Source organism: Ruegeria sp. AL2 (assembly GCF_056540845.1).
Genome location: NZ_JBQFXM010000003.1, coordinates 39,008 through 65,584, shown reverse-complemented (window position 1 = coordinate 65,584; position 26,577 = coordinate 39,008). Strand labels below are relative to the sequence as shown.

The 26,577-nt window shown below is 58.3% G+C and carries 28 protein-coding genes; 21 read left to right on the top strand and 7 right to left on the bottom strand.

All coding sequences use genetic code 11. From position 1 onward, the window contains the following. Positions 1-13 precede the first annotated feature (13 nt). Positions 14-1,177: a M20 aminoacylase family protein gene (locus ACR0ID_RS06175; RefSeq protein WP_480604401.1), complete on the top strand. Its 1,164-nt coding sequence runs from the start codon at positions 14-16 to the stop codon at positions 1,175-1,177. A gap of 42 nt (positions 1,178-1,219) precedes the next feature. Here the strand turns inward: ACR0ID_RS06175 and ACR0ID_RS06170 are convergent, their stop codons facing one another. Beyond that, positions 1,220-2,542, bottom strand: coding sequence for a 3-deoxy-D-manno-octulosonic acid transferase (locus ACR0ID_RS06170; RefSeq protein ID WP_480604399.1), 1,323 nt, complete (start codon positions 2,540-2,542; stop codon positions 1,220-1,222). 3 nt (positions 2,543-2,545) lie between these two features. Continuing rightward, on the bottom strand, positions 2,546-3,553 hold the full coding sequence (gene moaA / locus ACR0ID_RS06165) for a GTP 3',8-cyclase MoaA (RefSeq protein ID WP_480476047.1): 1,008 nt from the start codon (positions 3,551-3,553) through the stop codon (positions 2,546-2,548). A gap of 90 nt (positions 3,554-3,643) precedes the next feature. Between moaA and ACR0ID_RS06160 the strand changes: the two genes are divergently transcribed. Then, complete coding sequence (locus ACR0ID_RS06160; protein ID WP_480554105.1) at positions 3,644-4,075, top strand: hypothetical protein; 432 nt, start codon at positions 3,644-3,646, stop codon at positions 4,073-4,075. Here ACR0ID_RS06160 and ACR0ID_RS06155 read toward each other — a convergent pair. Genes ACR0ID_RS06155 through glmU form a run of 4 tightly spaced genes read right to left on the bottom strand, consistent with a single transcriptional unit; the run spans position 4,063 to position 8,480 of the window. Continuing rightward, the gene (locus tag ACR0ID_RS06155) at positions 4,063-4,749 is read right to left on the bottom strand and encodes a DNA alkylation repair protein (RefSeq protein WP_480604396.1); all 687 of its coding nucleotides are present in this window, start codon (positions 4,747-4,749) and stop codon (positions 4,063-4,065) included. The genes ACR0ID_RS06160 and ACR0ID_RS06155 overlap by 13 nt on opposite strands. A gap of 5 nt (positions 4,750-4,754) precedes the next feature. After that, positions 4,755-5,297 carry a pyridoxamine 5'-phosphate oxidase family protein gene (locus ACR0ID_RS06150; protein WP_480476053.1) on the bottom strand — a complete coding sequence of 181 codons (543 nt, stop codon included), beginning with the start codon at positions 5,295-5,297 and terminating at the stop codon, positions 4,755-4,757. 3 nt (positions 5,298-5,300) lie between these two features. Further along, positions 5,301-7,124 carry a glutamine--fructose-6-phosphate transaminase (isomerizing) gene (gene glmS, locus ACR0ID_RS06145; protein ID WP_480604394.1) on the bottom strand — a complete coding sequence of 608 codons (1,824 nt, stop codon included), beginning with the start codon at positions 7,122-7,124 and terminating at the stop codon, positions 5,301-5,303. Between the two features lie 3 nt (positions 7,125-7,127). After that, entirely contained in the window at positions 7,128-8,480 is a 1,353-nt protein-coding gene (glmU, locus tag ACR0ID_RS06140; RefSeq protein ID WP_480604392.1) for a bifunctional UDP-N-acetylglucosamine diphosphorylase/glucosamine-1-phosphate N-acetyltransferase GlmU, read from the bottom strand. 134 nt (positions 8,481-8,614) lie between these two features. Here glmU and ACR0ID_RS06135 point away from each other — a divergent pair, with 134 nt between their 5' ends. From ACR0ID_RS06135 to ACR0ID_RS06125, 3 genes are all read left to right on the top strand, one after another. Then, a complete protein-coding gene (locus ACR0ID_RS06135; RefSeq protein WP_480476059.1) occupies positions 8,615-9,286 on the top strand; it encodes an HAD-IA family hydrolase in 672 nt (223 codons plus the stop codon). A 39-nt stretch (positions 9,287-9,325) separates the two neighbouring features. After that, positions 9,326-10,516 (top strand): DegT/DnrJ/EryC1/StrS family aminotransferase, encoded by a 1,191-nt coding sequence (locus ACR0ID_RS06130; RefSeq protein ID WP_480476061.1) that lies wholly within the window; start codon positions 9,326-9,328, stop codon positions 10,514-10,516. A gap of 164 nt (positions 10,517-10,680) precedes the next feature. After that, positions 10,681-11,844 (top strand): isovaleryl-CoA dehydrogenase, encoded by a 1,164-nt coding sequence (locus ACR0ID_RS06125; RefSeq protein ID WP_480604390.1) that lies wholly within the window; start codon positions 10,681-10,683, stop codon positions 11,842-11,844. A 51-nt stretch (positions 11,845-11,895) separates the two neighbouring features. Here the strand turns inward: ACR0ID_RS06125 and ACR0ID_RS06120 are convergent, their stop codons facing one another. Further along, the gene (locus ACR0ID_RS06120) at positions 11,896-12,501 is read right to left on the bottom strand and encodes an OmpW/AlkL family protein (RefSeq protein WP_209504463.1); all 606 of its coding nucleotides are present in this window, start codon (positions 12,499-12,501) and stop codon (positions 11,896-11,898) included. A 136-nt stretch (positions 12,502-12,637) separates the two neighbouring features. Between ACR0ID_RS06120 and ACR0ID_RS06115 the strand changes: the two genes are divergently transcribed. The 16 genes from ACR0ID_RS06115 to nuoF all read left to right on the top strand — a co-directional run bounded on the left by ACR0ID_RS06115 (position 12,638) and on the right by nuoF (position 26,573). Beyond that, positions 12,638-14,179 (top strand): AMP-binding protein, encoded by a 1,542-nt coding sequence (locus ACR0ID_RS06115; RefSeq protein WP_480604388.1) that lies wholly within the window; start codon positions 12,638-12,640, stop codon positions 14,177-14,179. Further along, positions 14,176-14,997: a DUF6602 domain-containing protein gene (locus ACR0ID_RS06110; RefSeq protein WP_050602781.1), complete on the top strand. Its 822-nt coding sequence runs from the start codon at positions 14,176-14,178 to the stop codon at positions 14,995-14,997. The genes ACR0ID_RS06115 and ACR0ID_RS06110 overlap by 4 nt, the downstream gene beginning before the upstream one ends. A gap of 8 nt (positions 14,998-15,005) precedes the next feature. Further along, positions 15,006-16,613 carry a carboxyl transferase domain-containing protein gene (locus tag ACR0ID_RS06105; RefSeq protein ID WP_480604386.1) on the top strand — a complete coding sequence of 536 codons (1,608 nt, stop codon included), beginning with the start codon at positions 15,006-15,008 and terminating at the stop codon, positions 16,611-16,613. A gap of 1 nt (position 16,614) precedes the next feature. Beyond that, positions 16,615-17,040 carry an ASCH domain-containing protein gene (locus ACR0ID_RS06100; protein WP_480493839.1) on the top strand — a complete coding sequence of 142 codons (426 nt, stop codon included), beginning with the start codon at positions 16,615-16,617 and terminating at the stop codon, positions 17,038-17,040. A gap of 3 nt (positions 17,041-17,043) precedes the next feature. Next, positions 17,044-18,975: an acetyl/propionyl/methylcrotonyl-CoA carboxylase subunit alpha gene (locus tag ACR0ID_RS06095; RefSeq protein WP_480604384.1), complete on the top strand. Its 1,932-nt coding sequence runs from the start codon at positions 17,044-17,046 to the stop codon at positions 18,973-18,975. 78 nt (positions 18,976-19,053) lie between these two features. Continuing rightward, on the top strand, positions 19,054-19,905 hold the full coding sequence (locus tag ACR0ID_RS06090; RefSeq protein WP_480476073.1) for a hydroxymethylglutaryl-CoA lyase: 852 nt from the start codon (positions 19,054-19,056) through the stop codon (positions 19,903-19,905). Between the two features lies 1 nt (position 19,906). After that, positions 19,907-20,689 (top strand): crotonase/enoyl-CoA hydratase family protein, encoded by a 783-nt coding sequence (locus ACR0ID_RS06085; protein ID WP_480604382.1) that lies wholly within the window; start codon positions 19,907-19,909, stop codon positions 20,687-20,689. 193 nt (positions 20,690-20,882) lie between these two features. Continuing rightward, complete coding sequence (locus tag ACR0ID_RS06080; protein WP_209504455.1) at positions 20,883-21,248, top strand: NADH-quinone oxidoreductase subunit A; 366 nt, start codon at positions 20,883-20,885, stop codon at positions 21,246-21,248. Next, the gene (locus tag ACR0ID_RS06075) at positions 21,239-21,772 is read left to right on the top strand and encodes a NuoB/complex I 20 kDa subunit family protein (RefSeq protein WP_209504454.1); all 534 of its coding nucleotides are present in this window, start codon (positions 21,239-21,241) and stop codon (positions 21,770-21,772) included. Before ACR0ID_RS06080 ends, ACR0ID_RS06075 begins: the two co-directional genes overlap by 10 nt. 12 nt (positions 21,773-21,784) lie before the next feature. Next, complete coding sequence (locus ACR0ID_RS06070) at positions 21,785-22,387, top strand: NADH-quinone oxidoreductase subunit C (RefSeq protein WP_480554116.1); 603 nt, start codon at positions 21,785-21,787, stop codon at positions 22,385-22,387. A 2-nt stretch (positions 22,388-22,389) separates the two neighbouring features. Further along, complete coding sequence (locus ACR0ID_RS06065; protein ID WP_170569030.1) at positions 22,390-22,563, top strand: hypothetical protein; 174 nt, start codon at positions 22,390-22,392, stop codon at positions 22,561-22,563. Position 22,564: 1 nt separating this feature from the next. Next, entirely contained in the window at positions 22,565-22,687 is a 123-nt protein-coding gene (locus tag ACR0ID_RS06060; protein WP_280923171.1) for a hypothetical protein, read from the top strand. Beyond that, complete coding sequence (locus ACR0ID_RS06055; RefSeq protein ID WP_480604380.1) at positions 22,687-23,910, top strand: NADH-quinone oxidoreductase subunit D; 1,224 nt, start codon at positions 22,687-22,689, stop codon at positions 23,908-23,910. The genes ACR0ID_RS06060 and ACR0ID_RS06055 overlap by 1 nt, the downstream gene beginning before the upstream one ends. Beyond that, positions 23,910-25,010, top strand: coding sequence for an NADH-quinone oxidoreductase subunit NuoE (gene nuoE, locus ACR0ID_RS06050; RefSeq protein ID WP_480604378.1), 1,101 nt, complete (start codon positions 23,910-23,912; stop codon positions 25,008-25,010). Before ACR0ID_RS06055 ends, nuoE begins: the two co-directional genes overlap by 1 nt. Positions 25,011-25,040: 30 nt before the next feature. Further along, the gene (locus ACR0ID_RS06045; protein WP_209598087.1) at positions 25,041-25,262 is read left to right on the top strand and encodes a DUF5337 domain-containing protein; all 222 of its coding nucleotides are present in this window, start codon (positions 25,041-25,043) and stop codon (positions 25,260-25,262) included. A 12-nt stretch (positions 25,263-25,274) separates the two neighbouring features. After that, entirely contained in the window at positions 25,275-26,573 is a 1,299-nt protein-coding gene (nuoF, locus tag ACR0ID_RS06040; protein ID WP_209504919.1) for an NADH-quinone oxidoreductase subunit NuoF, read from the top strand. The last annotated feature ends 4 nt before the right edge of the window (positions 26,574-26,577 follow it).

The following is a 26,577-nucleotide window of genomic DNA, read 5'->3' as shown; positions in this document are numbered from 1 at the left end:
AGAGAGAAAAGACATGCCAGTCAAGAACCGCTTTGCCGAATTGCAGAATGAAATCACGGAATGGCGAAGGGATCTTCACGAAAATCCAGAGATCCTGTTTGAGACCCACCGCACCAGCGCGAAGGTGGCCGAGAAGCTGAAGGAGTTCGGATGCGATGAGGTTGTAACCGGTATCGGACGTACCGGCGTTGTGGGGGTGATCAAAGGCAAGTCGGACAGCAAGGGAAAGGTGATCGGCCTGCGCGCAGATATGGATGCATTGCCGATACATGAGGCGACGGGGTTGGACTATGCCTCGAAAACGCCGGGTGCGATGCATGCCTGTGGCCATGACGGGCACACCGCGATGCTGCTGGGGGCGGCAAAGTACCTGTCGGAAACCCGCAACTTTGACGGCACCGTTGTCGTGATCTTCCAACCTGCTGAGGAAGGGGGCGGCGGGGGCCGCGAAATGTGCGAAGACGGCATGATGGACCGCTGGAACATTCAGGAAGTCTACGGCATGCATAACTGGCCGGGACAGCCTGTCGGCAAGTTCGCAATCCGACCGGGGTCGTTCTTTGCGGCAACCGATCAGTTCGACATCACCTTTGAGGGTCGCGGCGGACATGCGGCCAAACCGCATGAGACCGTGGATACCACAGTTCTGGCAGCGCAGGCTGTCCTTACGTTGCAAACGATTTCTTCGCGCAATGCCGACCCGATTGATCAGGTTGTGGTGTCAGTGACATCGTTCGAGACGTCATCAAAGGCTTTCAATGTGATCCCTCAGACCGTGCAGATCAAAGGCACCGTGCGCACCATGAGCAAGGGCATGCGGGATCTGGCTGAAAAGCGGATCAACGCGATTTGCAACGGTGTTGCGGCCACGTTTGGAGGAACCGCTGACGTGACCTATATTCGTGGATATCCGGTGATGGTGAACAGCAACGAGCAAGCAGAGTTTGCGGCGGATGTGGCCCGGTCGGTGTCCGGTGATTGCGACGAGGCACCTTTGGTCATGGGGGGCGAAGATTTTGCCTTTATGCTGGAGGAACGTCCTGGCGCCTACATTCTTGTGGGCAACGGTGACACCGCAATGGTTCATCACCCGGAATACAATTTCAACGACGAAGCCATTCCGGCCGGATGCAGCTGGTGGGCGGAGATTGTCGAACAGCGGATGCCAGCCGCCTGATGGAGAGGGTGGGGGCGCTGCCCCCACGCCCCCGGGATATTTCTAGCCAGATGAAGCGGGATCCTTTGCGTGCAGATCAAGCACCGTACAGAGGGTTTCGACGACGGTATCCAAGGCGGTCGACTGTGTATTGACGCAGGATTGTGCAGCCGTTCTGGCGGCTTGAAGGGCATTCTGATCTGACAGCCAATGTGAAACGGCCTCAGAGAGGTCAGTGGATGTCTGGACCTCGACAGCGCCCTTGGCGTCGATCAGCGGGGCAAAGGTTTCTGCAAAGTTGAAAAACCCCGGGCCGGTGATCACTGCGGCCCCGGCCTGAGCCGGTTCAAATGGGTTGTGTCCGCCAATCTCTTTCAGTGATCCCCCAAGGAAAACGATCGGGCAAAGCGCGTACCAGGTTCCGGTTTCGCCCAATGTGTCGGCAACATACACGCGCGTCGTATTTGTGATGGGTTCATTTCTTGACCGGAAGGACGCGTTGAGCCCGGCGTTGTTCAGAAGGCCCGCGACCTCGCCGCGCCGTTCGGGGTGGCGCGGGATCAGGAGCAGCAGAAGGTCGGGCCAATGTTGCAATAACGCCTTGTGGGCTGTCAGAACGCTGTCCTCTTCTCCGGCGTGGGTGGAACTGGCGATCCAGACAGGTCTGGCGGCTATTTGCGCACGAATGTCGTCCAGCGTGCTCTGGTCCACGGGCAGAGGATCGGACATGGCCTTGAGGTTGGTGCCGGGCTGCACCCGTTGGGCTGGGGCGCCCATGGCAATCAGGTTGGCTGCTGTTTTGTTGTTTTGCGTTAAGAGCAGGCGAAATTTATTCAGGACAAACCTTGCTGTTTTAGGGCGCTTCTTCCATCCGGCGACAGATTTGTCCGACAATCGAGCATTCAGCAGAGCCAGCGGAATGTCGCGCCCCGCGCTTTCGACAATCAGCCGCGGCCAGATCTCGCTTTCGACGAAGATCCCGGCATCGGGTTGCCAATGGTCCAGAAAGCGTTGAACCGGGCCGGCTGTGTCAAGCGGTGGGTACTGGTGTCGGGTGCGGGGCGGCAGTCGCTTTTCGATCAGGGCCGCTGAGGTTGGCGTTCCTGAGGTGATCAGAAACTCGGTTTTGGGAAGGCGGTCGGCCAGCCGATTGATCAGAGTGAGGACCGACAGGCTTTCGCCGACACTGGCGGCGTGGAACCAGATCAATTGCCCTGCGGGGCGGGGCATACTGGCATGGCCAAGACGCTCCTGTTGGCGATTGGCTGGTACACCGGCAGCCTCAAGTTTCTTTCGGACGGTTCTCCAGACCAGAGGTGCGGCCAGAGAGATCAAGGCGCAGTACAGGGAGTACAGTGCTGTGGGGCGGTCTTGGTGATCCGGCATATATCAGCCGCCTGTATGGCTCATATGGCGGCTCATCCGACCATCAACGGACTGGCGAGAATAGTCGAAGTCATGACCTTTTGGCTTCAGGTTAATCGCCGCACGGATGGCATCTTCAAGCGGCTGTTCGGTATCGGGGTGATCCCGCAATGCGCCCCGCAGATCCGCCATGTCCTCCTGCCCCAGACACATATAAAGCTCGCCGGTGCAGGTCAGGCGCACGCGGTTGCAGCTTTCGCAGAAATTGTGGGACAGGGGCGTGATGAAGCCGATCTTCTGACCTGTTTCTTCCAGCCTGATATAGCGGGCCGGTCCGCCTGTGCGTTCGGCCAGATCAGTGATCGTGTAATGGTTTTCGTACTCTTTGCGCACATCCTTGAGAGACCAGTATTGATCCAGTCGATCCTCGTTGCCGATATCGCCCATCGGCATGACCTCGATCCAGGTCAGGTCCATGTCGCGCTCGGCGCACCATTCGGTGATCTTCGGCAGTTCGGGTTCGTTGAATCCCTTGAGCGCAACAGCGTTGATCTTGATCCGCAGCCCGGCCTTTTGCGCCGCGTCGATGCCATTCAGTACCTGTTTGAGGCGGCCCCAGCGCGTGACCTTGGCAAATTTGTCGTCATCCAGCGTATCCAGGGAAACATTCACACGGCGCACACCGGCGGCATAAAGATCTTCGGCAAAGCGATGCAACTGCGAACCGTTTGTCGTGAGCGTCAGCTCTTTCAACGCACCGCTTTCCAAGTGGCGGGTCATGGCGTTGAAGAAGGTCATGATATTGCGACGAACCAATGGCTCACCGCCGGTAATGCGCAGCTTCTCGACGCCCATTCTCACAAAGGTCGAGCACATGCGATCCAGCTCTTCCAGCGTAAGAAGGTCTTTCTTGGGCAGAAAAGTCATGTTTTCGGACATGCAGTAGACACAGCGAAAATCACAGCGGTCCGTAACGGAGACGCGGAGATACGTGATGGCGCGAGCAAACGGGTCGATGAGCGGAGCAGACATGCGACATAGGTAAAGCTGTAACCAGCCTGCGACAAGTGCGAACTGCGCTTTGCACTGGATCACACCCGCATGGGGTTGTAGTTTCCGGGCATGAAAAAGGTATTTGTTTTTCTATGCGTTGTTTTGACCGGGTGCGATACTGTCCGGGCAACGACGGAACGTGTGTTCGGGTCGGGGGATGAGGCGGCTGCGGCCGTATCGGACGTTGAAACTGCGCCAGTTGTCGCTGAGGAGGTTCTTCAGCCCGAGCCGGTTGCGGCACGCCCCAGTTGGGTCGGGGCCAAAACAACCATTGCCGGGCTTGGTGATCCGACCACACCAGGGCGCTGGATGCAGACGCCGCTGGTCGATAGCGAGGTAACGGCGCGAGTTGTTGTGCCCAGAACCGGCGCGCAGGCCTATATCACCCTAGTTCCTGCCGCAGGCCCGGAAAGTAGCGGCAGCCGCTTGTCGCTGGATGCCATGCGGGCCCTTCTGGTGCCATTAGACGAACTGGTCGAAGTCGCGGTCTATGCCGACTGACTTTTCAGGTATTTGGCTGCTTCGCGTCGGGCGAACGGTTTCATGGCATCACCATGTCTGTCCAGAAACGCGATCACACGTTCGGGGTCGTGTTTGGACAGTTCCCGGAGCCACCAGGCGATTGATTTCTGAATAAACCAGTCGCGGTCAGGGACATATCCGGCGGCCCAGCCGAGGATACAGTCGCGACGTTGCAGGTCTTCGGGCTTGGGGTGGTTCTGTTTGGTCCAGGGCAGTGTTGCGACAAGGGCCGCGCGCCGGGTCCACATGTGATCGGACTGAGTCCACTGTTCGACGACAATCAGTCTCTCGGGGTCGGCCATCAGTCGTTTTTGCATCGCCATGCAGGCATGATCGGCGACGGCCCAGGCGTCAAAATCCGGTAGCCAGCTTTGAAGCAGGTCCCAAACCTGATCGTCGGGCCGGATGCGGGCCTGGGTCAGAAGCTTGGCCGCGGCAAGGCGCGCTTCGTGGATATCGGTTTGCCACAGCGCCTTGGCCAGCGCGACGCGTTTATTCACATCCAGCTCTTGCCGCCATGCTTTGGTCAGATCGTTGAGAACCGGGTTGGCGACGCCAAGATAGACGCGATCCGCCTTGTGATAACTGGCCATCTGACCCGCACGTTCGGGGTCGGCATGGGCATTGATCTGATCAAGAAAAGTGGTCAGCATCGGGGTCAGACCGGAACGCCCGTTGGTTCGCCGTCTATCGTCTGGCTGTTCTTTTCAGCCCAATAAGACCGGATGTCGCCGTCCGTTTTGCCATCGACCCATTTCTGCATCGTGTCGCGGTCGGACTGGAATGCCATGAACGGCACTGCATACCCGCAGGAGGTCTGAACCATTTCGATCGACTGGTCGTAGATCTGCCGGGCGCTGCGGTGGTTGGGGAAAAGATTGGCCAGTTCATCCCAGCCCTCATCTCCGACGTGCAGAGTGCGGGCAGTGCCATATGTGCGCAGGATCAGCGGGCGTTTGGTGAAGGAGCACCACATCAGTGTCATCCTGTTGACTTGCATCAGATGCCCCGCCGTCTCGTTGCCGCTGCCAGTCAAGTTCATCCAGACGATGCGGTTTGGTCCCAGCACCCGCAGCGAGTCCATACCTTTGGGCGAGATATTGACCTTTCCCTCGGTCCCGGCAGTGCCGACGAAGAACATATGCTGATCTTCGATGAACTTTTGATGCGCGTCATCAAGCTGGGAAAACTGTTTGGACATGGGTCACTCTACCGTCACTGATTTTGCCAGATTGCGCGGCTGGTCTACATCCGTCCCTTTGGCTACAGCCGTGTGGTATGCCAGCAACTGTGCGGGAACCGAATAAAGGATCGGCGCAAGACTGGTGTGAATATGAGGCATCCGGATTGTGCTCCAGACGCCGTCTCCGGCCTCGTCAATTCCATCATCATCAGACACAAGGATCACTTTGCCCTTGCGCGCCATCACTTCCTGCATGTTCGACACGGTCTTGTCGAACACGGTGTCGCGGGGTGCCATGACGACAACAGGCATATGCTTGTCGATCAGGGCGATGGGTCCGTGTTTCAACTCGCCCGATGCATACCCTTCGGCGTGGATATAGCTGATTTCCTTGAGCTTCAGCGCCCCTTCCATTGCCAGAGGATACATCAGGCCACGGCCCAGGAACAGAACGTCGCGCGCCTCGGACAGGCGTTGGGCTGCTTTGCGGATCGCCCGGTTCTGATCCAATGCCGTGTTCAGCACGGTCGGCAATCCGCGCAGCGCAGCGGTGTGATCGGCGATTTCCTCATCGGTCAGAGTGCCGCGGTCGGCCGCTGCCTTGAGCGCCAGCATCAGCAAAACGCTTAGTTGACAGGTGAAGGCTTTGGTCGAAGCCACACCGATTTCAACGCCAGCATGGATCGGCAGGGCGATATCGCTTTCCCGAGCAATCGAGCTTTCGGGGACATTGACGACGGAAACAATCTTGTCCGCCTTGCCCTCGCAATAGCGCAGCGCGGCCAAGGTGTCGGCGGTTTCACCTGACTGGCTGACAAACAGCGCCAGTGTGCGACCCGTGATCGGAGGTTCGCGATAGCGGAACTCGCTGGCGATATCGACTTCCACCGGCATCTTTGCCAGTTGCTCGAACCAGTATTTCGCAGTCAGGCAGGCATAAAACGCTGTACCGCAGGCGACCATGGTCAGACGGTCCAACTTGCTGAAATCCAGCTCGGCGTCGGGTAACACCACGCGATCACCGCCCGTGGGCAGGTAGGATCGGATGGCCTCAGCCACAACGATAGGCTGTTCAGCGATTTCCTTGGCCATGAAATGCTTATGCTCGCCCTTGTCGGCGCGCGCATGATCCAGCTTGATCTTGCGCTTTTCCCGGTTGGCCAGTTCACCGGCCTCGTTGCGGATTTCCAATGATGTTCGGGTCAGAACCGCGCGGTCGCCTTCCTCAAGATAAGTGATCTGGTTGGTTAGCGGCGCAAGGGCAATGGCGTCCGAACCCACATACATCTCACCATCCCCGTGGCCGATGGCCAGAGGTGATCCTTTGCGGGCGGCTACAATCAGGTCGTCCTCACCATCGAACAGGAATGCAAGGGCGAAGGCACCTTCCAACTTGTCGATGGTCTTGAAAGCGGCCTCGACCGGGGACAAGCCAGTGTTGAGGTGATGTTCCGTCATCAGCGCGACGGTTTCCGTGTCGGTTTCAGTCTTGAAGGCGACGCCGTGTTTGGCCAGTTCCGCCCTCAGGTCGCGGTAGTTTTCGACAATCCCGTTGTGAACCACGGCCACCGGGCCAGCCTTGTGGGGATGCGCGTTGTTGACGGAAGGCGCACCATGCGTGGCCCAGCGGGTGTGACCAATGCCGGATTTTCCCGGCAGCGGATCATGCACCAACAGATCGCTGAGGTTGACCAGCTTGCCGACCGCACGCCGACGCCCCAGGACACCGTCATTAACGGTTGCAATCCCGGCACTGTCATAGCCGCGATATTCCAGCCGTTTCAGGGCTTCTACCAGAATAGGGGCTGCTTCATGCTGCCCCAAGACACCTACAATTCCACACATATCTCAGGCCTCGTTATCGCGGCGAGCCTTCTTCGCCTTCAACATTTCAAACAGTTTTCGCGCGTAGCCGGGTTTGTTTTCCTGCTTGGCGCGCGCCAAGGCCAACGCCTCGGGCGCTACGTCTTTGGTCACCACTGTGCCTGTCGCTGTCATTGCGCCATCGCCCACCGTGACCGGGGCCACGAGCATGGTGTTGGAGCCGATAAAGACATTCGCACCTATGTTGGTCTTGTGCTTCATCACACCATCATAGTTGCAGGTGATTGTTCCCGCGCCGATATTCGTCGCAGCACCCACCGATGCGTCCCCGATATAGCTGAGGTGGTTGACCTTCGCGCCTTCGGCGATTTCTGCATTCTTGATTTCGACGAAATTGCCAACCCGCGTGTTTTCGGCCAATTCTGCGCCCGGACGCAGCCGCGCGTAGGGGCCGACGATGGCACCGCGACTGACATGGCACCCTTCCAGATGGGAAAAGGCCCGGATGGTTGCACCGCTTTCGACAGTCACTCCGGGGCCGAAAACCACGTTGGGTTCGATTACTGTGTCACGCCCAATCACAGTGTCTGCGGACAGGTATACCGTATCCGGTGCCATCAATGTGACACCCATATCCAGCAGTTCTGCCCGCGCGCGCGCCTGAAATACGGCGTCGGCGGCGGCCAGATCAGCGCGTGAGTTCACGCCCAGCGTCTGCGCCTCGTCACAGGCGACGGCGGTTACGTTCAGACCGCGGTTGCGGGCGATCTCAACTACGTCTGTCAGATAGTATTCGCCTGAGGCATTGTTGTTTTCAACGGCGTCAATCAGCGAAAAAAGCAACCGGGCATCACAGGCCAAAAGGCCCGAGTTGCAAAATGTTATGGCGCGCTCATCATCTGATGCGTCTTTGAATTCGACAATGCGTTCCAACGTGTCGCCATTCATGACCAACCGGCCATAGCGGGCCGGATCAGCCGCTTCGAACCCAAGGATGACCAGGTCATTTCGGGACCGTGCCTCGACCATCCGCTCCAGCGTATCGGGTTGTAAAAACGGGGTGTCGCCGTAAAGAACTACGATATCACCGTCGAACCCGTCCAGTGCTGTCCGGGCCTGACCAACCGCATGGGCTGTACCCAATTGTTCCTCCTGAACGGCTATCCGGGCATCTTCGTCTTCGTCCTGAGCAACCTTTGCTACAGCTTCGGACCCGTGGCCGGTGACGATCACCGTGCGTTCGGGCGACAAAACAGACCCGGCACGCATCGCGTGAACAAGCATCGGAGCCTGAGCGATGGGATGCAGGACTTTGGGAAGGTCCGAATTCATCCTGGTGCCTTTTCCGGCGGCAAGGATGACAAGGGCAATGGTCATGAAATCGTTTTCTCTTTGTGTTTTGTTGCCGACCGTTTTATCCGCTGGGGGCAAAGGCGCAAGCTGTTCGGCCATCAAACAAGATTGCCGATTGAAACAGGACATGGCGAAAACCTGCCGAAACAGGAGGCAACATGCGGACCGTCATCTTCGATCTGGACGGCACTTTGGCGGATACATCAGGCGATTTGCTGGCGGCAGCGAACCATTGTTTCCGCGAAATGGGGCATGGTGATGTGCTGGTCCATGGGCAGGATGCAGGCATCGCGCTGCGTGGCGGGCGCATGATGTTAACCCAAGGGCTGAAACGCGTTGGAGCTTACGACGAGGACACCGTTCAGGCCTATTATCCGGTTCTGCTTGAGGCTTACGCGCAAGATATCAACACCCACACAAGTTTCTATCCGGGAGCGTTGCAGGCCGTCGAGATGCTGAGTAACGCGGGCTACGGTGTCGGCATTTGCACCAACAAGCCGGAACATCTGGCCGAATTGTTACTGACGCGCATGGGAGTGCGGGACCGTTTTGCCTCGTTGGTAGGTGCGGATACGCTGCCGGTGCGCAAGCCGGACCCGGCCCCTCTGCGCGAGGCTGCGCGACGGGCCGGGGGAGATCCAGCCTGGTGCGTGCTGATCGGAGATTCGGATACCGACCGCAATACCGCCCGAGCGGCAGGGGTCCCATCGGTTTTGGTGACTTTCGGACCGTCAGGGGAGGACATGGCAGCGCTGGAGCCCGAAGCCCTGCTGCATCACTTTGACGACTTGCCCGATCTTGTGCCTGATCTGATCGGTGCGGCAGCCTGAAACCTTGACCGGACCCTGTCGGAGATCCAGAAAAAGACCATGACGGAAACATTCATTGGTAATTTCACGCAGCAGGAACCCCTTCCAGACGACGCAATCGAGGCAGCGCTGGCTGTCCTGCGTCACGGGCGGCTGCATCGCTATAACGTGGTCCCCGGTGAGTTGGGGGAAACGGCCCTGTTGGAACAGGAGTTTGCTGCACAGATGGGGGCCAAGTATTGCTTGGCGGTTTCCTCTGGCGGTTATGCGCTTGCCACCGCGTTGCGGGCCGTCGGTGTGCAGCCGGGCGACCCGGTTCTGACCAATGCGTTCACTCTGGCTCCGGTGCCGGGATCAATTGCATCGGTCGGAGCGCGGGCGATCTTTGTCGGCGTCACCGAAAACCTGACCATCGATCTGGAGGATCTTGAGGGCAAACTGGATCAGGCCCGTGTCCTGATGCTCAGCCATATGCGCGGGCATCTGTGTGACATGGATCGTCTGATGCAGATGTGTGACGCGGCAGGCGTTATCGTGATCGAGGACTGCGCACACACGATGGGCGCGGCCTGGCGTGGTCAGTTGTCGGGGCGGCAGGGGGCGATCGGGTGTTATTCCTGCCAGACCTATAAGCACGTGAACTCGGGCGAGGGCGGTTTGCTGGTTACTGATGACGCGGAACTGGCGGCCAAGGCCACAATGCTGTCGGGGTCATACATGCTGTATGAACGCCATCTGGCAGCGCCGGGACCTGAAGTGTTCGAGCGGATAAAGTACACCACACCCAATGTGTCCGGTCGCATGGACAATTTGCGTGCCGCCATCCTACGCCCTCAGTTGCGGGATCTGGACCGGCAGGTGACACGGTGGAACGAGCGCTATCGCGAGATCGAGACCGGGCTGCGCGGCACTCCGGGCCTGACGATTGTCGAGCGACCCGAAGAGGAAACCTATGTCGGGTCTTCGATCCAGTTCCTGCTGTTGGATTGGTCGCCTGAGCGGATAGCCGACGTTATCAGCCGCTGCGCCGCGCGTGGGGTCGAGATCAAATGGTTTGGCGGGGCTGAGCCAACAGGGTTCACGTCGCGCTATGACAGCTGGAGATATTTTGAAAGCGAACGAATGCCGGAAAGTGATCGTGTTCTGGCAGGCATCATGGATATGCGTGTGCCGCTGACCTTTTCACTGGAGGATTGCCAAGTGATCGCGCGCATCATCCGAGCCGAAGTGGGCGCAGTTTATCAATCCTAGCAAAACAGAGTGCGCTTTCAGCGCACACTCGACCCTTGAGAGCGCCGCCCGGTTTGGGCGGCGTTTCGCGTTTTGGTCCGGGCTTTCACAAAGATTGACCGGAGACAGATTCGCTGTTAGAGATTTATTGAACACTTGTTCATTAATGCGGAGGGAGGACACAGATGTTCATGGCCACGATGAAGTTTGATCTGGGTGAGGATGTGAACGCCCTGCGCGAGATGGTGCATCGGTGGGCGCAGGAGCGTGTCAAGCCGATGGCGGCTGAGATTGATGCCAAGAACAGCTTTCCGAATGAACTGTGGAAAGAAATGGGAGAGCTTGGTCTTTTGGGTGTCACCGTGCCAGAAGAATACGGCGGTGCGGGCATGTCCTATTTGGCGCATACAATTGCTGTCGAAGAAGTTGCGCGCGCTTCTGCCTCGGTTTCGCTGTCTTATGGGGCGCATTCCAACCTGTGTGTGAACCAGATCAAGCTGAACGGTACGGAAGAGCAGAAACAGAATTACCTGCCGCGCCTAGTATCGGGAGAACATGTGGGTGCGCTGGCGATGTCGGAACCTTCCGCAGGTTCGGACGTGGTGTCGATGAAGCTGCGCGCGGAAAAACGCAACGACCATTACCGACTGAACGGCAACAAGTACTGGATCACAAACGGGCCAGACGCGGATACACTGGTGGTTTATGCCAAGACAGACCCCGATGCCGGATCGAAGGGTATTTCTGCATTTCTGATTGAAAAAGAGATGAAGGGTTTTTCGACTTCACCCCATTTCGACAAGTTGGGGATGCGCGGGTCGAACACGGCTGAACTGATCTTTGAAGATGTCGAAGTGCCGTTCGAGAACGTATTGGGAGAAGAGGGCAAGGGCGTAGCCGTGCTCATGTCAGGTCTGGACTATGAGCGCGTGGTTCTGGCCGGGATCGGAACCGGCATCATGGCCGCCTGTCTGGATGAGGTGATGCCGTATCTGGCCGAGCGCAAGCAATTCGGCAAACCGATTGGCAGCTTCCAACTGATGCAGGGCAAGATTGCCGACATGTATACCGCGATGAACTCGGCACGGGCCTATGTCTATGAGGTGGCCAAGGCCTGTGATCGTGGGGACGTCACTCGGCAGGACGCAGCGGCGTGCTGTCTTTACGCATCCGAACAGGCGATGGTTCAGGCGCATCAGGCGGTTCAGGCGCTGGGCGGGGCAGGGTTTCTGTCGGATGCACCGGTCAGTCGGATTTTCCGGGACGCCAAGCTGATGGAGATCGGCGCAGGCACCAGCGAGATTCGACGGATGCTGATCGGCCGGGAAATGATGAACGAAATGCGCTGAACGAAAACGCCCCCGCAGACGAGGTTGCAGCGGGGCGTTTCGATCAAAGGATCAGAAGCGATGAACGTAGGAAATACCGACCAGCCAAGGGTCGATGTTTGCAGTGCCAATATCGGCTCCGTTCAGCGTGACGTCCGAGTCGATGTCGAACCAGCGCACATTCAGACGGACCGCACCTTTGTCGGTGATCATATAGTCGAGACCGGCTTGCAGCGATACGCCGAAGGAATCATCGACCTTGAGGTTGCCAAGGGCAGATTGCTCGTCAAAGAAGATGGTATAGTTCAGACCGGCACCGACATAGGGCTTCCAGGCGCTATTGGTCGGGAAGTGATAGTTCAGCGACAAGGTGGGCGGCAGATGTTTGACGCTGCCAGCGTCCACGCTTCCACCCAAGGTGACGTTATGTTTGAACGGGGTCGCGGCCAGCAGCTCGATCCCCAGATTGTCTTGGATGAAATACTCGGCGGTGAAGATCGGGCGCGTATCCGAGTCGATATCGGCGCTAAGGCCGGCCAGTGTTCCGTTGTTGGATTTCGGGTCCAGGTACCCCACACCGATACCGAGCGTCCAATCCCCCTGAGATTGGGCAAACGCAGGGGCGGCCAGAGCCACCAACGCGGTGGAAAGAGTCAAAGCGGCGAGTTTCTTGGTCATTGTCTTGCCTTTGGTTTCGTTGATGACCTTGGTGTTGCAGCGACTGAAATTGCCCACTCTGATCTGCATCAAGTAAACGTGAAAGAACTGGCTGCAGATGAATCGATAAGTGCAGGAAATATAGGGAATAATCACCGTGCTAAGCGCTGAGCGCATACCGGGTTTGCGCCCGGATGGAGGCTGGGATCTGCCGGACAGTCTGAACATGGCGCAGCAGTGCCTGCGGCATGAGGGGGATCGGGTCGCGCTGATCGATTTAACCGGACCGGACCCGCAGCGCATCAGCTATGCGCAGCTGTCGCAAATGACGGACGGATTAGCCCGAGCATTATTGCGCCATGTGCAGCCCGGTGATCGCGTTGGAGTATTGCTAAGCCAATCTCCCTGGTGCGCGGCGGCCCATCTGGCGATCTGGAAGATCAGGGCTGTGTCGGTCCCTTTGTTCAAACTGTTCAAGCAGGACGCGTTGCGGTCGCGGGTCAGTGGCGCAGGTGTCCGGATTGTGCTGACCGACGCCGAAGGGGCTGATCTGTTGGGTGATCTGGCTGCGCCTTTGATCGCGTCGGAAATTGGCGAGGAAGGCCTTGCTGTACCATTCGCCGCGACCAGCCCAGATGATCCGGCTGTGTTGATCTATACTTCGGGCACCACCGGCAGCCCGAAGGGCGCGCTGCATGGACACCGGGTTCTGACGGGGCATCTGCCGGGAGTTTCGATCAGCCATAATCACTTGCGCGAAGGTGACTGTCTTTGGACCCCGGCGGATTGGGCGTGGATCGGCGGGCTGTTCGACGTGCTGATGCCGGGTCTTGCGCTGGGCATTCCCGTCGTTGCCGCGCGGCTTGAGAAATTCACCCCCGAGGCCTGCGCTGACATCATCGCGCGTGGCGGGGTGCGGAACGTCTTTTTCCCACCAACGGCGCTGCGAATGCTCAAGGCAGCGGATCAGGTGATCCCTGGCCTGCGCTCGGTTGCATCGGGTGGTGAGCCGCTGGGGGCCGAGATGTTGGCCTGGGGGCGGCAGGCGTTTGGTCTGACTATCAACGAGTTCTACGGTCAGACCGAGTGCAACATGGTCGTATCATCTTGCGCCGAAGATTTCCCTGTGCGTCCCGGCTGTATCGGCCAACCGGTGCCAGGGCATGAGGTTGCGGTGATTGATGAGGACGGCAACCCGACCGGGGACGAGGGCGACGTGGCCATCCGGCGCGGCTCGGCCTCGATGCTGCTGGAGTACTGGAATCGCCCCGAAGCGACTGCCGACAAGTTTCGCGGTGATTGGCTGATCACCGGTGATCGCGGCGTGTGGGAGGGGGATTATCTGCGCTTCGTTGGTCGCGATGATGACGTGATCACCTCGGCCGGATATCGCATCGGCCCTGCCGAGATCGAGGATTGCCTGCTGACACACCCGTCGGTGGCGACGGTTGGTGTGGTCGGCAAGCCCGACCCGATGCGGACCGAGATCGTGAAGGCTTATGTGGTGCTGAAACCGGGGGCTGAGGCAGAGGAGCGGGAGTTGCAGAATTGGGTCAAAGACCGTCTGGCGCAGTATTCCTACCCGCGTGAGGTCGCGTTTCTGGAGGAGCTGCCGATGACCGTGACGGGGAAGGTGATCCGGAAGGAATTGAAGGCGCGCGCGGCGGGGGAAGTCCGCCTGAATGGTAACGAATTATGAAAGACAACGGTTCAAGAGATACTGGATACCTGTTGGGTTTGGATACGGCGGAGAAAGCTATTCAAAACCAAATAAAGAATATTCGTGACCTGCTTCCGCATTCCGGTGAAATAGGATCAGAAGTTGAGCGGGTATTTCATGAGGCACTTGCGGATGCACTTCCCGAACGAGTTGGAGTGTGTTCAGGTTTCGTTCAAGACTCAAAAGGAGCTATATCTAAGCAACTCGATATAATTCTGTTCGACAAATTCGCGACGCTACCGATATTTTCGAAAGGAATTTCTATCTTACCGTCGGAATGTGTTTACGCAGCCGGCGAAATAAAAACTAAATTGAACAAGACAGAGATTTTTGATGCGTTCGTTAAATGCGCGTCCTTTAAAAACTTAGATAGATCAGCACAATTACGTCCTGCGTATTTTGCTCAACCTGTTAAATTTGAAGGGGTTGATATCAGCGCTCTTTGGCACCCTTTCTTTTTTGTTTTGGCTGCAGAAACAGGCACTACTGAGAACTTCCGAAATACGACACGAGATGCACTTGATGCGCAGCAAGCGGCTGGGGCGTTGATCGACGCCATATTTTCGTTGGATGGAAATACGCGAATTGCAGCAAAGACTGCTGATCACCCGGACAAATTAGTTGAAGACAAACTACCCGAGAAAGTAGGCCTAATTCTCCGTTCGGGATATAGTTGGTGTTCTTACTTCTCGCAGCGCCCATGGGCCATGTTCGTGGCTATGATCAATGCACATTTGGCATCTTCTCCGTCAACACGAGTCAACATGACAGAATACTTAGGGAATGCGAGGTTTTAAGAACGAAAATGAAACTCACATCCAAAGCCATGCCCGCCTCCGAGGGCTACAAAGCAAACCGCACAGCCCACCTCGATGCGCTGGCGCAAATCTCTGCTGCTGCCGAAGCGGCCCGTATGGGGGGCGGCGAGAAATCCCGCGCGCGGCATGAATCTCGGGGCAAGATGTTGCCGCGCAGGCGGGTGGCGAACCTGCTTGATCCGGGGTCTCCGTTTCTGGAAATCGGGGCGACGGCGGCGCATGGGATGTATGGTGATGCAGCACCCTGTGCCGGGGTCATCGCGGGCATTGGCCGGGTGCAGGGGCGCGAAGTTATGGTGGTGTGCAATGACGCCACCGTGAAGGGCGGCACCTATTATCCGATGACCGTCAAGAAGCACCTGCGCGCGCAGGAGATTGCCGAGGAAAACCATCTGCCCTGCATCTATCTGGTCGACAGTGGCGGCGCGAACCTGCCCAATCAGGATGAAGTGTTCCCAGACCGCGACCACTTTGGGCGTATCTTCTACAATCAGGCGCGGATGAGCGCGAAGGGTATCCCTCAGATTGCCGTGGTTATGGGGTCGTGCACGGCGGGTGGGGCCTATGTTCCAGCAATGTCCGATGTGACGATCATCGTGAAGGAACAGGGCACGATCTTTCTGGCAGGGCCACCTTTGGTCAAGGCTGCAACGGGTGAGGTTGTCAGCTCCGAGGATCTGGGCGGTGGCGATGTGCACACGCGCCTGTCGGGTGTGGCAGATTATCTGGCCGAAGATGATGCGCATGCGTTGGCATTGGCCCGCCGCGCGGTTGGGTCATTGAGCGGTGCCGCGCTGAAGCCCGGCCTACAGTTCGAAGCACCTGAGGAGCCTGCTTATGATCCGGATGAAATTCTGGGTGTCGTTCCCGCCGACTTGCGCACGCCCTATGACATCCGTGAAGTGATCGCACGGCTGGTCGATGGCTCTCGGTTTGATGAGTTCAAACCCCGCTTTGGCGAGACACTGGTCACCGGCTTTGCCCATGTCAAAGGGTGCCCAGTCGGGATCATTGCCAACAATGGCGTGCTGTTCTCGGAGGCCGCGCAAAAGGGCGCGCATTTTGTTGAGCTGTGTTCGCAGCGCAAAACGCCCCTGGTCTTCCTGCAGAACATCACCGGCTTTATGGTAGGCCGCAAATACGAGAACGAAGGGATCGCCCGCCACGGCGCCAAGATGGTGACGGCAGTTGCAACGACGAGCGTTCCCAAGATCACGATGCTGGTGGGCGGCTCGTTTGGGGCCGGGAACTATGGCATGGCCGGTCGGGCCTATCAGCCGCGGTTCCTGTGGACATGGCCGAACTCTCGGATTTCGGTGATGGGGGGCGAGCAGGCCGCAGGCGTATTGGCGACAGTCAGGCGCGATGGGATCGAACGACAGGGCGGTACCTGGTCGGCCGAGGAAGAGGCCGAATTCAAACGTCCGACGCTGGACATGTTCGAAGAGCAATCGCACCCGCTATATGCCTCGGCCCGTCTCTGGGACGATGGCATCATCGACCCGCGCAAAAGCCGCGATGTGCTCGCCTTGTCGCTGAGTGCGGCGCTGAATGCCCCGATTGAGGAGACACGTTTCGGCGTGTTCAGGATGTAAGATGAACGTTTCATTGAATGACGTCATGGCCCGCTATCCTGGTGCCCAGACTTTCAAGTTTGGTGACAATGCCCGGCTGAGTGCTGAGCTGCTGGCTCTGGTACGATCAGGGCGGAAAACGGCAACCTGCGGTGCGTTGCGCGACTATCCCGAAGGTAGCCCTGACACTCCTGTTGTCGGGCGGAGAGACATTGCGCTGGATTGGGATGATCGTCCGGCCTTGGTGATCGAAACGGTCGACGTCTCGACCTGCCGATACTGCGACGTAACCGAGGATTTCGCGTTGGCAGAGGGCGAAAATGAAACGCTCGAGGGATGGAGAGAGGGGCATCGCCAGTATTTCGAACGCAATGGCGGGTTTGATCCCGAGATGGAGCTGCTGTGCGAACGATTTCGCCTTGTCGAAGATCTGGCGGTTGAGGGGTAAGCTATGTTCAACAAAATCCTGATTGCCAACCGGGGCGAGATCGCTTGCCGGGTTATGGAAACCGCTCAGAGGATGGGCGTGTCCTGTGTGGCTGTTTATTCCGATGCGGACGCTGCGGCCAAGCATGTGCAGATGGCGGATGAGGTCATTCATATCGGCGGCCCCGCCCCGGCGGAAAGCTATCTGAAGGGCGATGTGATTATTCAGGCTGCGCTGGATACGGGCGCGCAGGCGATCCATCCCGGTTATGGCTTCCTGTCAGAGAACCCCGATTTCGTCGACGCGGTCGAGGCTGCGGGTTTGACCTTTATCGGCCCATCAGCGGATGCGATCCGCAAAATGGGCCTCAAGGATGCGGCCAAGGTGTTGATGGAACAGGCTGGCGTGCCCGTGGTGCCTGGCTATCACGGCGACAATCAGGATCCCGAACATTTGGCGGGTGCGGCGGATGCGATTGGGTATCCGGTGCTGATTAAGGCCGTTGCAGGCGGCGGCGGTAAAGGTATGCGTCTGGTCGAACGCCCCAAGGATTTCCGTTCCGCATTGGACAGCGCACGCGGCGAAGCCAAAACCGCTTTTGGCAATGACGCAGTGCTGGTCGAGAAATTCGTGGCCAAACCTCGCCATATCGAAGTGCAGGTATTTGGTGACGGTACTCATGCGGTGCATCTGTTTGAACGCGATTGCTCGTTGCAACGCCGCCATCAGAAAGTGATCGAAGAGGCACCAGCCCCGGGCATGACGCTCGAAATGCGCGAGGCGATGGGGCAGGCCGGTGTGCGCGCAGCCGAGGCGATCGGGTACAAGGGTGCAGGCACGGTGGAGTTCATCGTCGATGCCTCGGACGGGCTGCGCCCCGACAGATTCTGGTTCATGGAGATGAACACCCGCCTGCAGGTGGAACACCCGGTTACAGAGGCCATCACCGGCATCGATCTGGTGGAATGGCAGTTGCGCGTAGCAGCAGGAGAGAGACTTCCCAGGCAACAGGATGATCTGTCGATCTCGGGTCACGCCTTCGAAGCCCGGCTTTATGCCGAGGATGTACCAAAGGGGTTCTTGCCGGCGACAGGTACATTGACCCATCTGGTTTTCCCGGCCAACTGCCGAGCGGATAGTGGTGTTCGCACAGGTGACACGATCAGCCCCTGGTATGACCCGATGATTGCCAAAGTGGTGGTGCATGGTCCGACCCGCGCGGTTGCGCTTGAGACGTTGCACCGAGTGCTGCGGCAGACCGAAGTGGCGGGCACCGTTACGAATCTCGCCTTTCTGGGAGCGCTGACCCGCCATGACGGATTTGCCTCGGGCGATGTGGATACGGGCCTGATCGGGCGCGATCTTGACGGGTTGGTGCGGGAATCGCCGACTCCGGCCACAACCGCAGTTGCGGCTGCTATGACCGCACTGGATTTGGTTAATGTCACGCCTGACACCGGGTTTTCGCTCTGGGCTCCGTTGCATCGGGCGGTGCAGCTGTCCGATCAGGGAGAGGTTCTTGATCTGGACGTGCAAGTCGACGGGTCGGATCGCCAGCTTTGGCAGCTGGGCGAACACCGTGTCGTGGCCGAGCGGATCTCGGGGCAGTGGACGCTGAACGGCGCACCGATGCCGCGGGTCGCTGTCAGCGGAACAACTTTGACCGTATTTACCGACTACGGTCACAGTTTCGACGTTATCGACCCGCTGGACCGGGATGCCAGCGCGACGGGTGACACCAACGTGATCGAGGCGCCGATGCCGGGTCTGGTCAAGGCAGTTTTTGCCACCGCGGGGCAGACCGTTCAGGAAGGCGACCGTTTGGCCATTCTGGAAGCGATGAAAATGGAGCATTCGTTGCTGGCCGCGCGCGATGGTGTGGTGGCCGAGGTGCTGGTCGAAGATGGCGCGCAGGTCGAGGCTGGGGCAGCTTTGGTGCGTTTGGAAGAAGAGTGATCTGTACCCGGGCAGTTTGACGTGGCACGGTTGCGCGATCCGCATTTGGAATGAGAACAAGCCATAAGGGGTTCTGACATGGGTGATCTGGTCGAAATCTACGAAGTTGGACCGCGCGACGGGCTACAAAACGAAACACGTGAGATACCGGTTGCCGACAAGGTGGCGCTGATCAATTGCCTCAGTCGCGCCGGGTTTAGACGGATCGAAGTTGCAAGCTTTGTCTCTCCCAAATGGGTGCCTCAAATGGCGGGGTCGGCGCAGGTTCTGGCCGGTATTACCCGCGCGGACGGCGTGCGCTACGCGGCGTTGACGCCGAATATGCGCGGATACGAGGATGCGCTGGCTGCCGAAGCGGATGAGATTGCCATTTTCGCGTCGGCTTCCGAGGGGTTTTCCAAGGCAAACATCAATGCCTCGATCGCCGAGTCAATCGAACGGTTCACGCCGATTCTCGAAGCGGCGCGTCATATCGACCTTCCGGTTCGCGGCTACGTCTCTTGCGTGACGGATTGCCCCTATGATGGCCCGACCCCGCCCGAGAAAGTCGCCGAAATTGCCGACCGGTTGTTTGCGTTGGGCTGTTACGAGGTGTCATTGGGGGACACGATCGGGCAAGGCACGCCAGACAAGATTGCGCATATGCTTCTGGCGGTTCGGGAAAGGGTTCCTGTGACGCGGCTTGCCGGGCATTTTCATGACACCAATGGGCGTGCAATCGACAATATCGATGCGGCACTTTCGCTGGGTGTGCGTGTGTTCGACGCGGCCGTGGGTGGGCTTGGCGGTTGCCCATATGCTCCGGGGGCTGCGGGTAATGTCGCGACTGAAACCGTTGCAGCGCATTTGCACCGGTTGGGCTATCAAACCGGTCTGGATATCGATGTGGTCGAAGAGGCCGCGCAGATGGCCAAGGCGTTGAGAGGCTAACATGTTCGAAACAATCTCGATTTCAGCAGACGAGCGCGGTGTTGCCACGTTAACTCTGGACCGGGCGGAAAAGCACAACGCGCTCTCGGGTCAGATGATTACCGAGCTGACACAGGCCGCGTCGCAACTGGGTCAGGATGGCACTGTCAGAGCGGTCGTTCTGGCTGCTGCGGGAAAGACGTTTTGCGCTGGTGGTGATCTGGGATGGATGCAGGACCAGATGGCGGCCGACAAGGCGACGCGGTTTGTCGAGGCGCGCAAGCTGGCCGAGATGTTGCAGGCGTTGAACACGATGCCCAAACCCCTGATCGGGGCGCTACAAGGCAACGCCTTTGGCGGAGGTGTTGGAATGGCGGCCGTGTGCGATGTCGCCATCGGTGTAGATAGTCTGAAGATGGGACTGACCGAGACCCGGCTTGGGCTGATCCCAGCGACAATCGGCCCTTATGTTATCGCTCGTATGGGTGAGGCGCGGGCACGGCGTGTATTCATGTCGGCCCGGTTGTTCGATGCGCCCGAAGCGGTTGATTTGGGATTGCTGGCAAAGGCTGTGCCTCCCGAGCAGCTTGCGGCTGCGATAGAAGATGAACTCCGGCCCTATCTTTCGTGCGCGCCGGGGGCAGTTGCATCTGCCAAGGCATTGGTTCGAACTCTGGGACCTCGTATTGATGATGCCACAATCGACCAGACCATCAACGAACTGGTCGAGCGCTGGGAAACGGAAGAGGCACGTGAAGGGATCGCGGCGTTCTTCGAAAAACGTAAACCTGCATGGAATAAGTAAGTTTACCGAGTTTCCGTAAGCCAATGCAAATCGCTCGTGATGCGATTCTATGCCGCGCTGTCAAGCGTATGTTTGATGGCAGAGGGGGCTGTGTTCGGTTGACCCTCTGACCCGGCGGGGATAGAGAATGTCCAGTCAACACGCCAATTGACGGCGCACCCGACAAGATGCGTGCGCAAGAAAGGAGCTATTCGTGGAAGACCTGCTGCGGGAGTATCTCCCGATTCTGGTGTTTCTGGCCGTTGCCGTAGGCCTTGGAATCGTCCTGATTCTTGCCGCCGTTGTACTGGCTGTCCGCAATCCCGACCCCGAAAAGGTCAGCGCATATGAATGTGGCTTCAATGCATTCGACGATGCGCGAATGAAATTTGACGTCCGATTCTATCTGGTCTCGATTCTCTTCATCATCTTTGATCTTGAGATCGCATTCCTGTTTCCCTGGGCTGTCGGGTTCCGCGATATCAGCGATGTCGGCTTCTGGTCGATGATGGTGTTTCTGGCCGTGCTGACCATCGGCTTTGCCTATGAGTGGAAGAAAGGGGCCCTGGAATGGGAGTGATGACCGGTGCAAATACCGCTGGCGTCGACAAAGAAGTCGCCACTCAGGCCCTGAATGCCGAGTTGCAGGACAAAGGTTTTCTGCTGACCTCGAGCGAGGATATTATCAACTGGGCCCGTACGGGTTCGCTGCATTGGATGACCTTTGGTCTGGCCTGCTGCGCGGTTGAAATGATGCACACTTCGATGCCGCGCTATGATGCGGAACGTTTCGGCATCGCGCCACGCGCCTCTCCGCGCCAATCTGACGTGATGATCGTGGCTGGCACGCTGACCAACAAGATGGCTCCTGCCTTGCGCAAGGTTTACGACCAGATGCCCGAGCCGCGCTATGTGATCTCGATGGGATCCTGCGCGAATGGGGGGGGCTACTACCACTATTCCTATTCCGTCGTGCGTGGCTGTGACCGGGTTGTTCCGGTGGATATTTACGTGCCTGGCTGCCCTCCAACCGCCGAGGCGCTGCTTTACGGTCTGCTACAGCTGCAACGCAAAATCCGCCGCACCGGCACAATTGTACGCTGAGGGGAAGGGTAGATGAGCGAAGCACTCAAAGAACTCGGCACCCAGCTTGAACTGAAACGAGCCGATTGCGTTCTGTCCTGGGATGTGACCCATGGCGAGCTGAACGTCGATGTGGCGCCGTCGAACCTGGTGGAATTCGTAGAATTCCTGCGGTCGGACCAAAACTGCAAGTTCTCAACATTGGTGGATATCACCGGCGTCGATTACCCCGAACGTGCCAAGCGGTTCGATGTGGTGTACCACTTCCTGTCGATGTACCAGAACCAGCGTGTCCGTCTGCGGGTTTCGATCCGCGAAGATGACATGGTGCCTTCGATCGTCGATATCCACCCCTCGGCCAACTGGTTCGAGCGTGAGGTGTTCGACATGTTCGGCATCCTGTTCTCGGGACATCCAGATTTGCGGCGGATTCTGACGGACTATGGCTTCCGCGGCCATCCGCTGCGCAAGGATTTCCCGACCACCGGCTATACCGAGGTGCGTTATGACGAGGCGCAGAAACGCGTGGTCTATGAGCCGGTCAGTCTGGTGCAGGAGTATCGTCAGTTTGATTTCATGTCCCCATGGGAAGGTGCGAACTACATTCTGCCGGGGGATGAGAAACAGGAGACATAATCATGGAGTTCCTGATCTGGATAATTCTGGTTGTTGCAACGGTCATTCCGATGATCAAGCTGCTGCCGCATTTCGGGATCAACAAGAACTGGGCGTTTGCATGCATCATCTCTCCGGTCGTGATTGTCCTGCTGTGGATGATGGCGATGAAACTGCAAGAGATGGAGCGACGCTGAGATGATGGGTGAGTTGATCATTCTGGGCGCGTTAGGGGTTCTACTGGCCGGAGCTGCGGTCAAGGCGACCGAGGCGGAAAAGGTCCGGGTTCGGGCCGAAGCAAAGAAGAAACGAGGGCGGTGATGGACGGCTCAAGATACGATGACGGCAGCAAGGACGCGCTGAGCGGCGAGCAGAAGATCCGCAACTTCAACATCAACTTCGGCCCGCAACACCCTGCGGCGCACGGGGTTTTGCGTCTTGTGCTTGAGCTGGACGGCGAAATCGTCGAGCGTTGCGACCCACATATCGGGCTGCTACACCGTGGCACCGAAAAGCTGATGGAAAGCCGGACCTATCTGCAGAACCTGCCGTATTTCGACCGTCTGGACTATGTAGCACCGATGAACCAGGAACATGCCTGGTGTCTGGCCATCGAAAAGCTGACCGGGGTCGAGGTGCCGCGCCGTGGCTCGCTGATCCGGGTTATGTATTCCGAGATCGGGCGCATCCTGAACCACCTGCTGAACGTGACGACGCAGGCGATGGACGTCGGCGCACTGACCCCGCCACTCTGGGGTTTTGAAGAGCGTGAAAAGCTGATGGTGTTCTATGAGCGTGCCTGCGGTGCCCGCCTGCACGCCGCTTATTTCCGTCCGGGTGGTGTACATCAGGACCTGCCGCCGGAACTGCTGGACGATATCGAGGCGTGGAGCCACGAATTCCCCAACGTCCTTGATGACATTGACGGGCTGCTGACCGAAAACCGCATCTTCAAACAGCGCAACGCTGATATCGGCGTCGTGACCGAGGATGACATCCAGAAGTACGGCTTCTCGGGCGTGATGGTGCGCGGATCGGGTCTGGCATGGGACCTGCGCCGCGCGCAGCCCTACGAGTGCTACGACGAGTTCGAGTTCCAGATCCCTGTTGGCAAGAACGGCGACTGTTATGACCGCTACCTTGTCCGTATGGAAGAAATGCGCCAGTCGCTGCTGATCATCCGTCAGGCCATCGCCAAAATCCGCGAGTGCCCGGGTGACGTTCTGGCGCGTGGCAAGATCACTCCGCCGAAACGCTCGGACATGAAGACCTCGATGGAAAGTCTGATCCATCACTTCAAGCTGTACACCGAAGGCTTCCACGTTCCTGCCGGTGAAGTTTATGCCGCCGTCGAAGCCCCCAAGGGCGAGTTCGGCGTCTATCTGGTCGCTGACGGCACCAACAAACCCTACCGCGCCAAACTGCGCGCGCCGGGTTTCCTGCACCTGCAAGCCATGGACCACGTTGCCAAAGGCCACCAACTGGCCGACGTCGCCGCCATCATCGGCACTATGGACGTCGTATTTGGAGAGATTGACCGCTAATGCTCCGCCGTCTTCATCCCGAACAACCTGAAAGCTTTGCCTTCACCGCTGCCAACCAGCAATGGGCCGAAGCGCAGATTACCAAATATCCCGAAGGCCGTCAGGCCAGTGCGGTGATCCCTCTGCTGTGGCGTGCACAGGAACAAGAGGGCTGGCTGAGCCGCCCGGCGATTGAATCCGTCGCCGACATGCTGGGTATGGCTTATATCCGCGTGCTAGAGGTGGCCTCGTTCTACTTCATGTTCCAGCTGCAACCGGTGGGATCTGTGGCCCATGTTCAGGTTTGTGGCACGACCTCCTGCATGATTTGCGGGGCCGAGGATCTGATCGCTGTCTGCAAGGAGAAGATCGCGGCCAAGCCACACGTGCTGTCCGCCGATGGCAAGCTGAGCTGGGAAGAGGTCGAATGCCTTGGCTCCTGCACCAATGCGCCGATGGCGCAGATCGGCAAGGATTACTACGAAGACCTGACCGCTGCGAGCTTTGGCAAGATCCTTGATGATCTGGTGGCGGGGAAAGTTCCGACGCCGGGCCCGCAGAATGGTCGCTATGCGGCTGAACCGCTCAAGGGGCTGACCAGCCTGACGGAGTATGACAGCGGCAGAACGCAGTACAACGCCAGCGTCGAACTGGCCACTAATATTGGCGATACGGTCAAGCGCATTGATGGGACCGAGGTTCCGATCCTGACCCCTTGGTTGGGCAAGGATGGCAAAGCGGCTGCGACCAAAGCTGCACCGAAGCCGCCCAAAGCTCCAGCTCCGGCGAAACCTGCTGTGAAACAGGCCGCTGAGGCGAAGGCAGCGCAAGAGGACCAGCCCGAAACACTGACAGGCGCGCGCGACGGCAAGGCAGATAACCTGAAACTGTTGAAAGGCGTAGGCCCCAAGCTGGAGCAGACCCTGAACGAGCTGGGCTTCTTCCACTATGATCAGATCGCAGCCTGGACAACGGAACAGGTCGCCTGGGTCGATGCTCGGTTGAAGTTCAAGGGCCGGATCGAGCGCGATGGCTGGATTGAACAGGCAGCCAAGCTTGCGGCGGGTGAGGAAACCGAATTTGCCAAACGTGCCAAGGAAGATGGCACCTACGAAGACTAAACGGGTGCCCCATCGGGGCATCGGGGGATGATGGACAAGGATAAGGATCAGGCCATAGCCCGAAAGGGCAGACATATCGGCATCGTAATAGCGGTGACGATGGTGATCTGGCTTGCCATGAATCTGTTCATTGGCCCCGCGCTGGGTTTGACAGCCCGGCACGCGCTGCTGTTTGATTTTGCCGCTTTGGCGGCATTCATTTATGCGGGTGTGAACATTTTTCAACTCTGGCGCATGCGTCAGGACAGCTGAAGGTAACGAATGATGCTGAAGGATCAGGACCGGATCTTTACCAACATCTACGGGATGCACGAACGCACGCTGAAAGGCGCGCAAGCCCGCGGGCATTGGGACGGCACAGCTGGCCTGATTGAAAAGGGCCGGGACTGGATCATTCAGACAATGAAGGATTCCGGGCTGCGCGGACGCGGCGGTGCGGGCTTCCCAACTGGCCTGAAATGGTCGTTCATGCCAAAGGAAAGTGACGGTCGCCCTTCCTATCTGGTTGTGAATGCCGATGAGTCCGAGCCCGGCACCTGCAAAGACCGTGAGATCATGCGCCATGATCCCCACACGCTGATTGAAGGGTGTCTGATCGCCTCTTTCGCGATGAACGCGCATACCTGCTATATCTACCTGCGCGGCGAATATATCCGCGAGCGTGAGGCATTGCAGGCCGCGATTGACGAGGCCTATGACGCGGGGCTTCTTGGCAAAAACGCCGCTGGTTCGGGCTGGGATTTCGATCTTTTCCTTCATCACGGGGCAGGGGCTTATATTTGTGGCGAGGAAACCGCCCTGATCGAAAGCCTTGAGGGTAAGAAGGGTATGCCGCGGATGAAACCTCCGTTCCCGGCAGGCGCGGGGCTGTACGGATGTCCGACCACTGTGAACAACGTGGAATCCATCGCGGTGGTGCCGACCATCTTGCGACGGGGTGCGGATTGGTTCGCTGGATTTGGTCGTCAGAACAACGCAGGTACCAAGCTATTTGCGATCTCGGGCCACGTGAACAACCCTTGCGTCGTCGAAGAGGCGATGTCGATCCCGTTCGAACAGCTGATCGAAACCCATTGCGGCGGCATTCGCGGCGGGTGGGATAATCTGCTGGCGGTTATCCCTGGTGGATCCTCGGTTCCCTGCGTGCGCGGTGAAAACATGCGCGACGCGATCATGGATTTCGATTACTTGCGCAACGATCTGGGTTCGGGTCTGGGCACGGCAGCGGTGATTGTGATGGACAAATCCACCGACATCATCAAGGCGATCTGGCGCCTGTCGAAGTTTTACAAGCATGAAAGCTGTGGTCAGTGTACGCCGTGTCGCGAAGGCACCGGCTGGATGATGCGTGTGATGGATCGTCTGGTGCGTGGTGAAGCTGAGCTGGAAGAGATCGACATGTTGTTTGACGTGACCAAACAGGTCGAAGGACACACGATCTGCGCCTTGGGCGATGCGGCCGCCTGGCCGATCCAGGGCCTGATCCGGAATTTCCGGGAAGAGATCGAAGACCGCATCAAGGCTCAGAAATCGGGCCGTATGGGTGCGATGGCAGCGGAGTGAACGA

Excerpts from the sequence above, each read along its gene's own strand:
- ACR0ID_RS06175 (WP_480604401.1), top strand. The coding sequence starts at position 14 with ATGCCAGTCAAGAACCGCTTTGCCGAATTGCAGAATGAAATCACGGAA.
- ACR0ID_RS06170 (WP_480604399.1), bottom strand. The coding sequence starts at position 2,542 with ATGCCGGATCACCAAGACCGCCCCACAGCACTGTACTCCCTGTACTGC.
- moaA (WP_480476047.1), bottom strand. The coding sequence starts at position 3,553 with ATGTCTGCTCCGCTCATCGACCCGTTTGCTCGCGCCATCACGTATCTC.
- ACR0ID_RS06160 (WP_480554105.1), top strand. The coding sequence starts at position 3,644 with ATGAAAAAGGTATTTGTTTTTCTATGCGTTGTTTTGACCGGGTGCGAT.
- ACR0ID_RS06155 (WP_480604396.1), bottom strand. The coding sequence starts at position 4,749 with ATGCTGACCACTTTTCTTGATCAGATCAATGCCCATGCCGACCCCGAA.
- ACR0ID_RS06150 (WP_480476053.1), bottom strand. The coding sequence starts at position 5,297 with ATGTCCAAACAGTTTTCCCAGCTTGATGACGCGCATCAAAAGTTCATC.
- glmS (WP_480604394.1), bottom strand. The coding sequence starts at position 7,124 with ATGTGTGGAATTGTAGGTGTCTTGGGGCAGCATGAAGCAGCCCCTATT.
- glmU (WP_480604392.1), bottom strand. The coding sequence starts at position 8,480 with ATGACCATTGCCCTTGTCATCCTTGCCGCCGGAAAAGGCACCAGGATG.
- ACR0ID_RS06135 (WP_480476059.1), top strand. The coding sequence starts at position 8,615 with ATGCGGACCGTCATCTTCGATCTGGACGGCACTTTGGCGGATACATCA.
- ACR0ID_RS06130 (WP_480476061.1), top strand. The coding sequence starts at position 9,326 with ATGACGGAAACATTCATTGGTAATTTCACGCAGCAGGAACCCCTTCCA.
- ACR0ID_RS06125 (WP_480604390.1), top strand. The coding sequence starts at position 10,681 with ATGTTCATGGCCACGATGAAGTTTGATCTGGGTGAGGATGTGAACGCC.
- ACR0ID_RS06120 (WP_209504463.1), bottom strand. The coding sequence starts at position 12,501 with ATGACCAAGAAACTCGCCGCTTTGACTCTTTCCACCGCGTTGGTGGCT.
- ACR0ID_RS06110 (WP_050602781.1), top strand. The coding sequence starts at position 14,176 with ATGAAAGACAACGGTTCAAGAGATACTGGATACCTGTTGGGTTTGGAT.
- ACR0ID_RS06105 (WP_480604386.1), top strand. The coding sequence starts at position 15,006 with ATGAAACTCACATCCAAAGCCATGCCCGCCTCCGAGGGCTACAAAGCA.
- ACR0ID_RS06100 (WP_480493839.1), top strand. The coding sequence starts at position 16,615 with ATGAACGTTTCATTGAATGACGTCATGGCCCGCTATCCTGGTGCCCAG.
- ACR0ID_RS06095 (WP_480604384.1), top strand. The coding sequence starts at position 17,044 with ATGTTCAACAAAATCCTGATTGCCAACCGGGGCGAGATCGCTTGCCGG.
- ACR0ID_RS06090 (WP_480476073.1), top strand. The coding sequence starts at position 19,054 with ATGGGTGATCTGGTCGAAATCTACGAAGTTGGACCGCGCGACGGGCTA.
- ACR0ID_RS06085 (WP_480604382.1), top strand. The coding sequence starts at position 19,907 with ATGTTCGAAACAATCTCGATTTCAGCAGACGAGCGCGGTGTTGCCACG.
- ACR0ID_RS06075 (WP_209504454.1), top strand. The coding sequence starts at position 21,239 with ATGGGAGTGATGACCGGTGCAAATACCGCTGGCGTCGACAAAGAAGTC.
- ACR0ID_RS06070 (WP_480554116.1), top strand. The coding sequence starts at position 21,785 with ATGAGCGAAGCACTCAAAGAACTCGGCACCCAGCTTGAACTGAAACGA.
- ACR0ID_RS06065 (WP_170569030.1), top strand. The coding sequence starts at position 22,390 with ATGGAGTTCCTGATCTGGATAATTCTGGTTGTTGCAACGGTCATTCCG.
- ACR0ID_RS06060 (WP_280923171.1), top strand. The coding sequence starts at position 22,565 with ATGATGGGTGAGTTGATCATTCTGGGCGCGTTAGGGGTTCTACTGGCC.
- ACR0ID_RS06055 (WP_480604380.1), top strand. The coding sequence starts at position 22,687 with ATGGACGGCTCAAGATACGATGACGGCAGCAAGGACGCGCTGAGCGGC.
- nuoE (WP_480604378.1), top strand. The coding sequence starts at position 23,910 with ATGCTCCGCCGTCTTCATCCCGAACAACCTGAAAGCTTTGCCTTCACC.
- ACR0ID_RS06045 (WP_209598087.1), top strand. The coding sequence starts at position 25,041 with ATGGACAAGGATAAGGATCAGGCCATAGCCCGAAAGGGCAGACATATC.
- nuoF (WP_209504919.1), top strand. The coding sequence starts at position 25,275 with ATGCTGAAGGATCAGGACCGGATCTTTACCAACATCTACGGGATGCAC.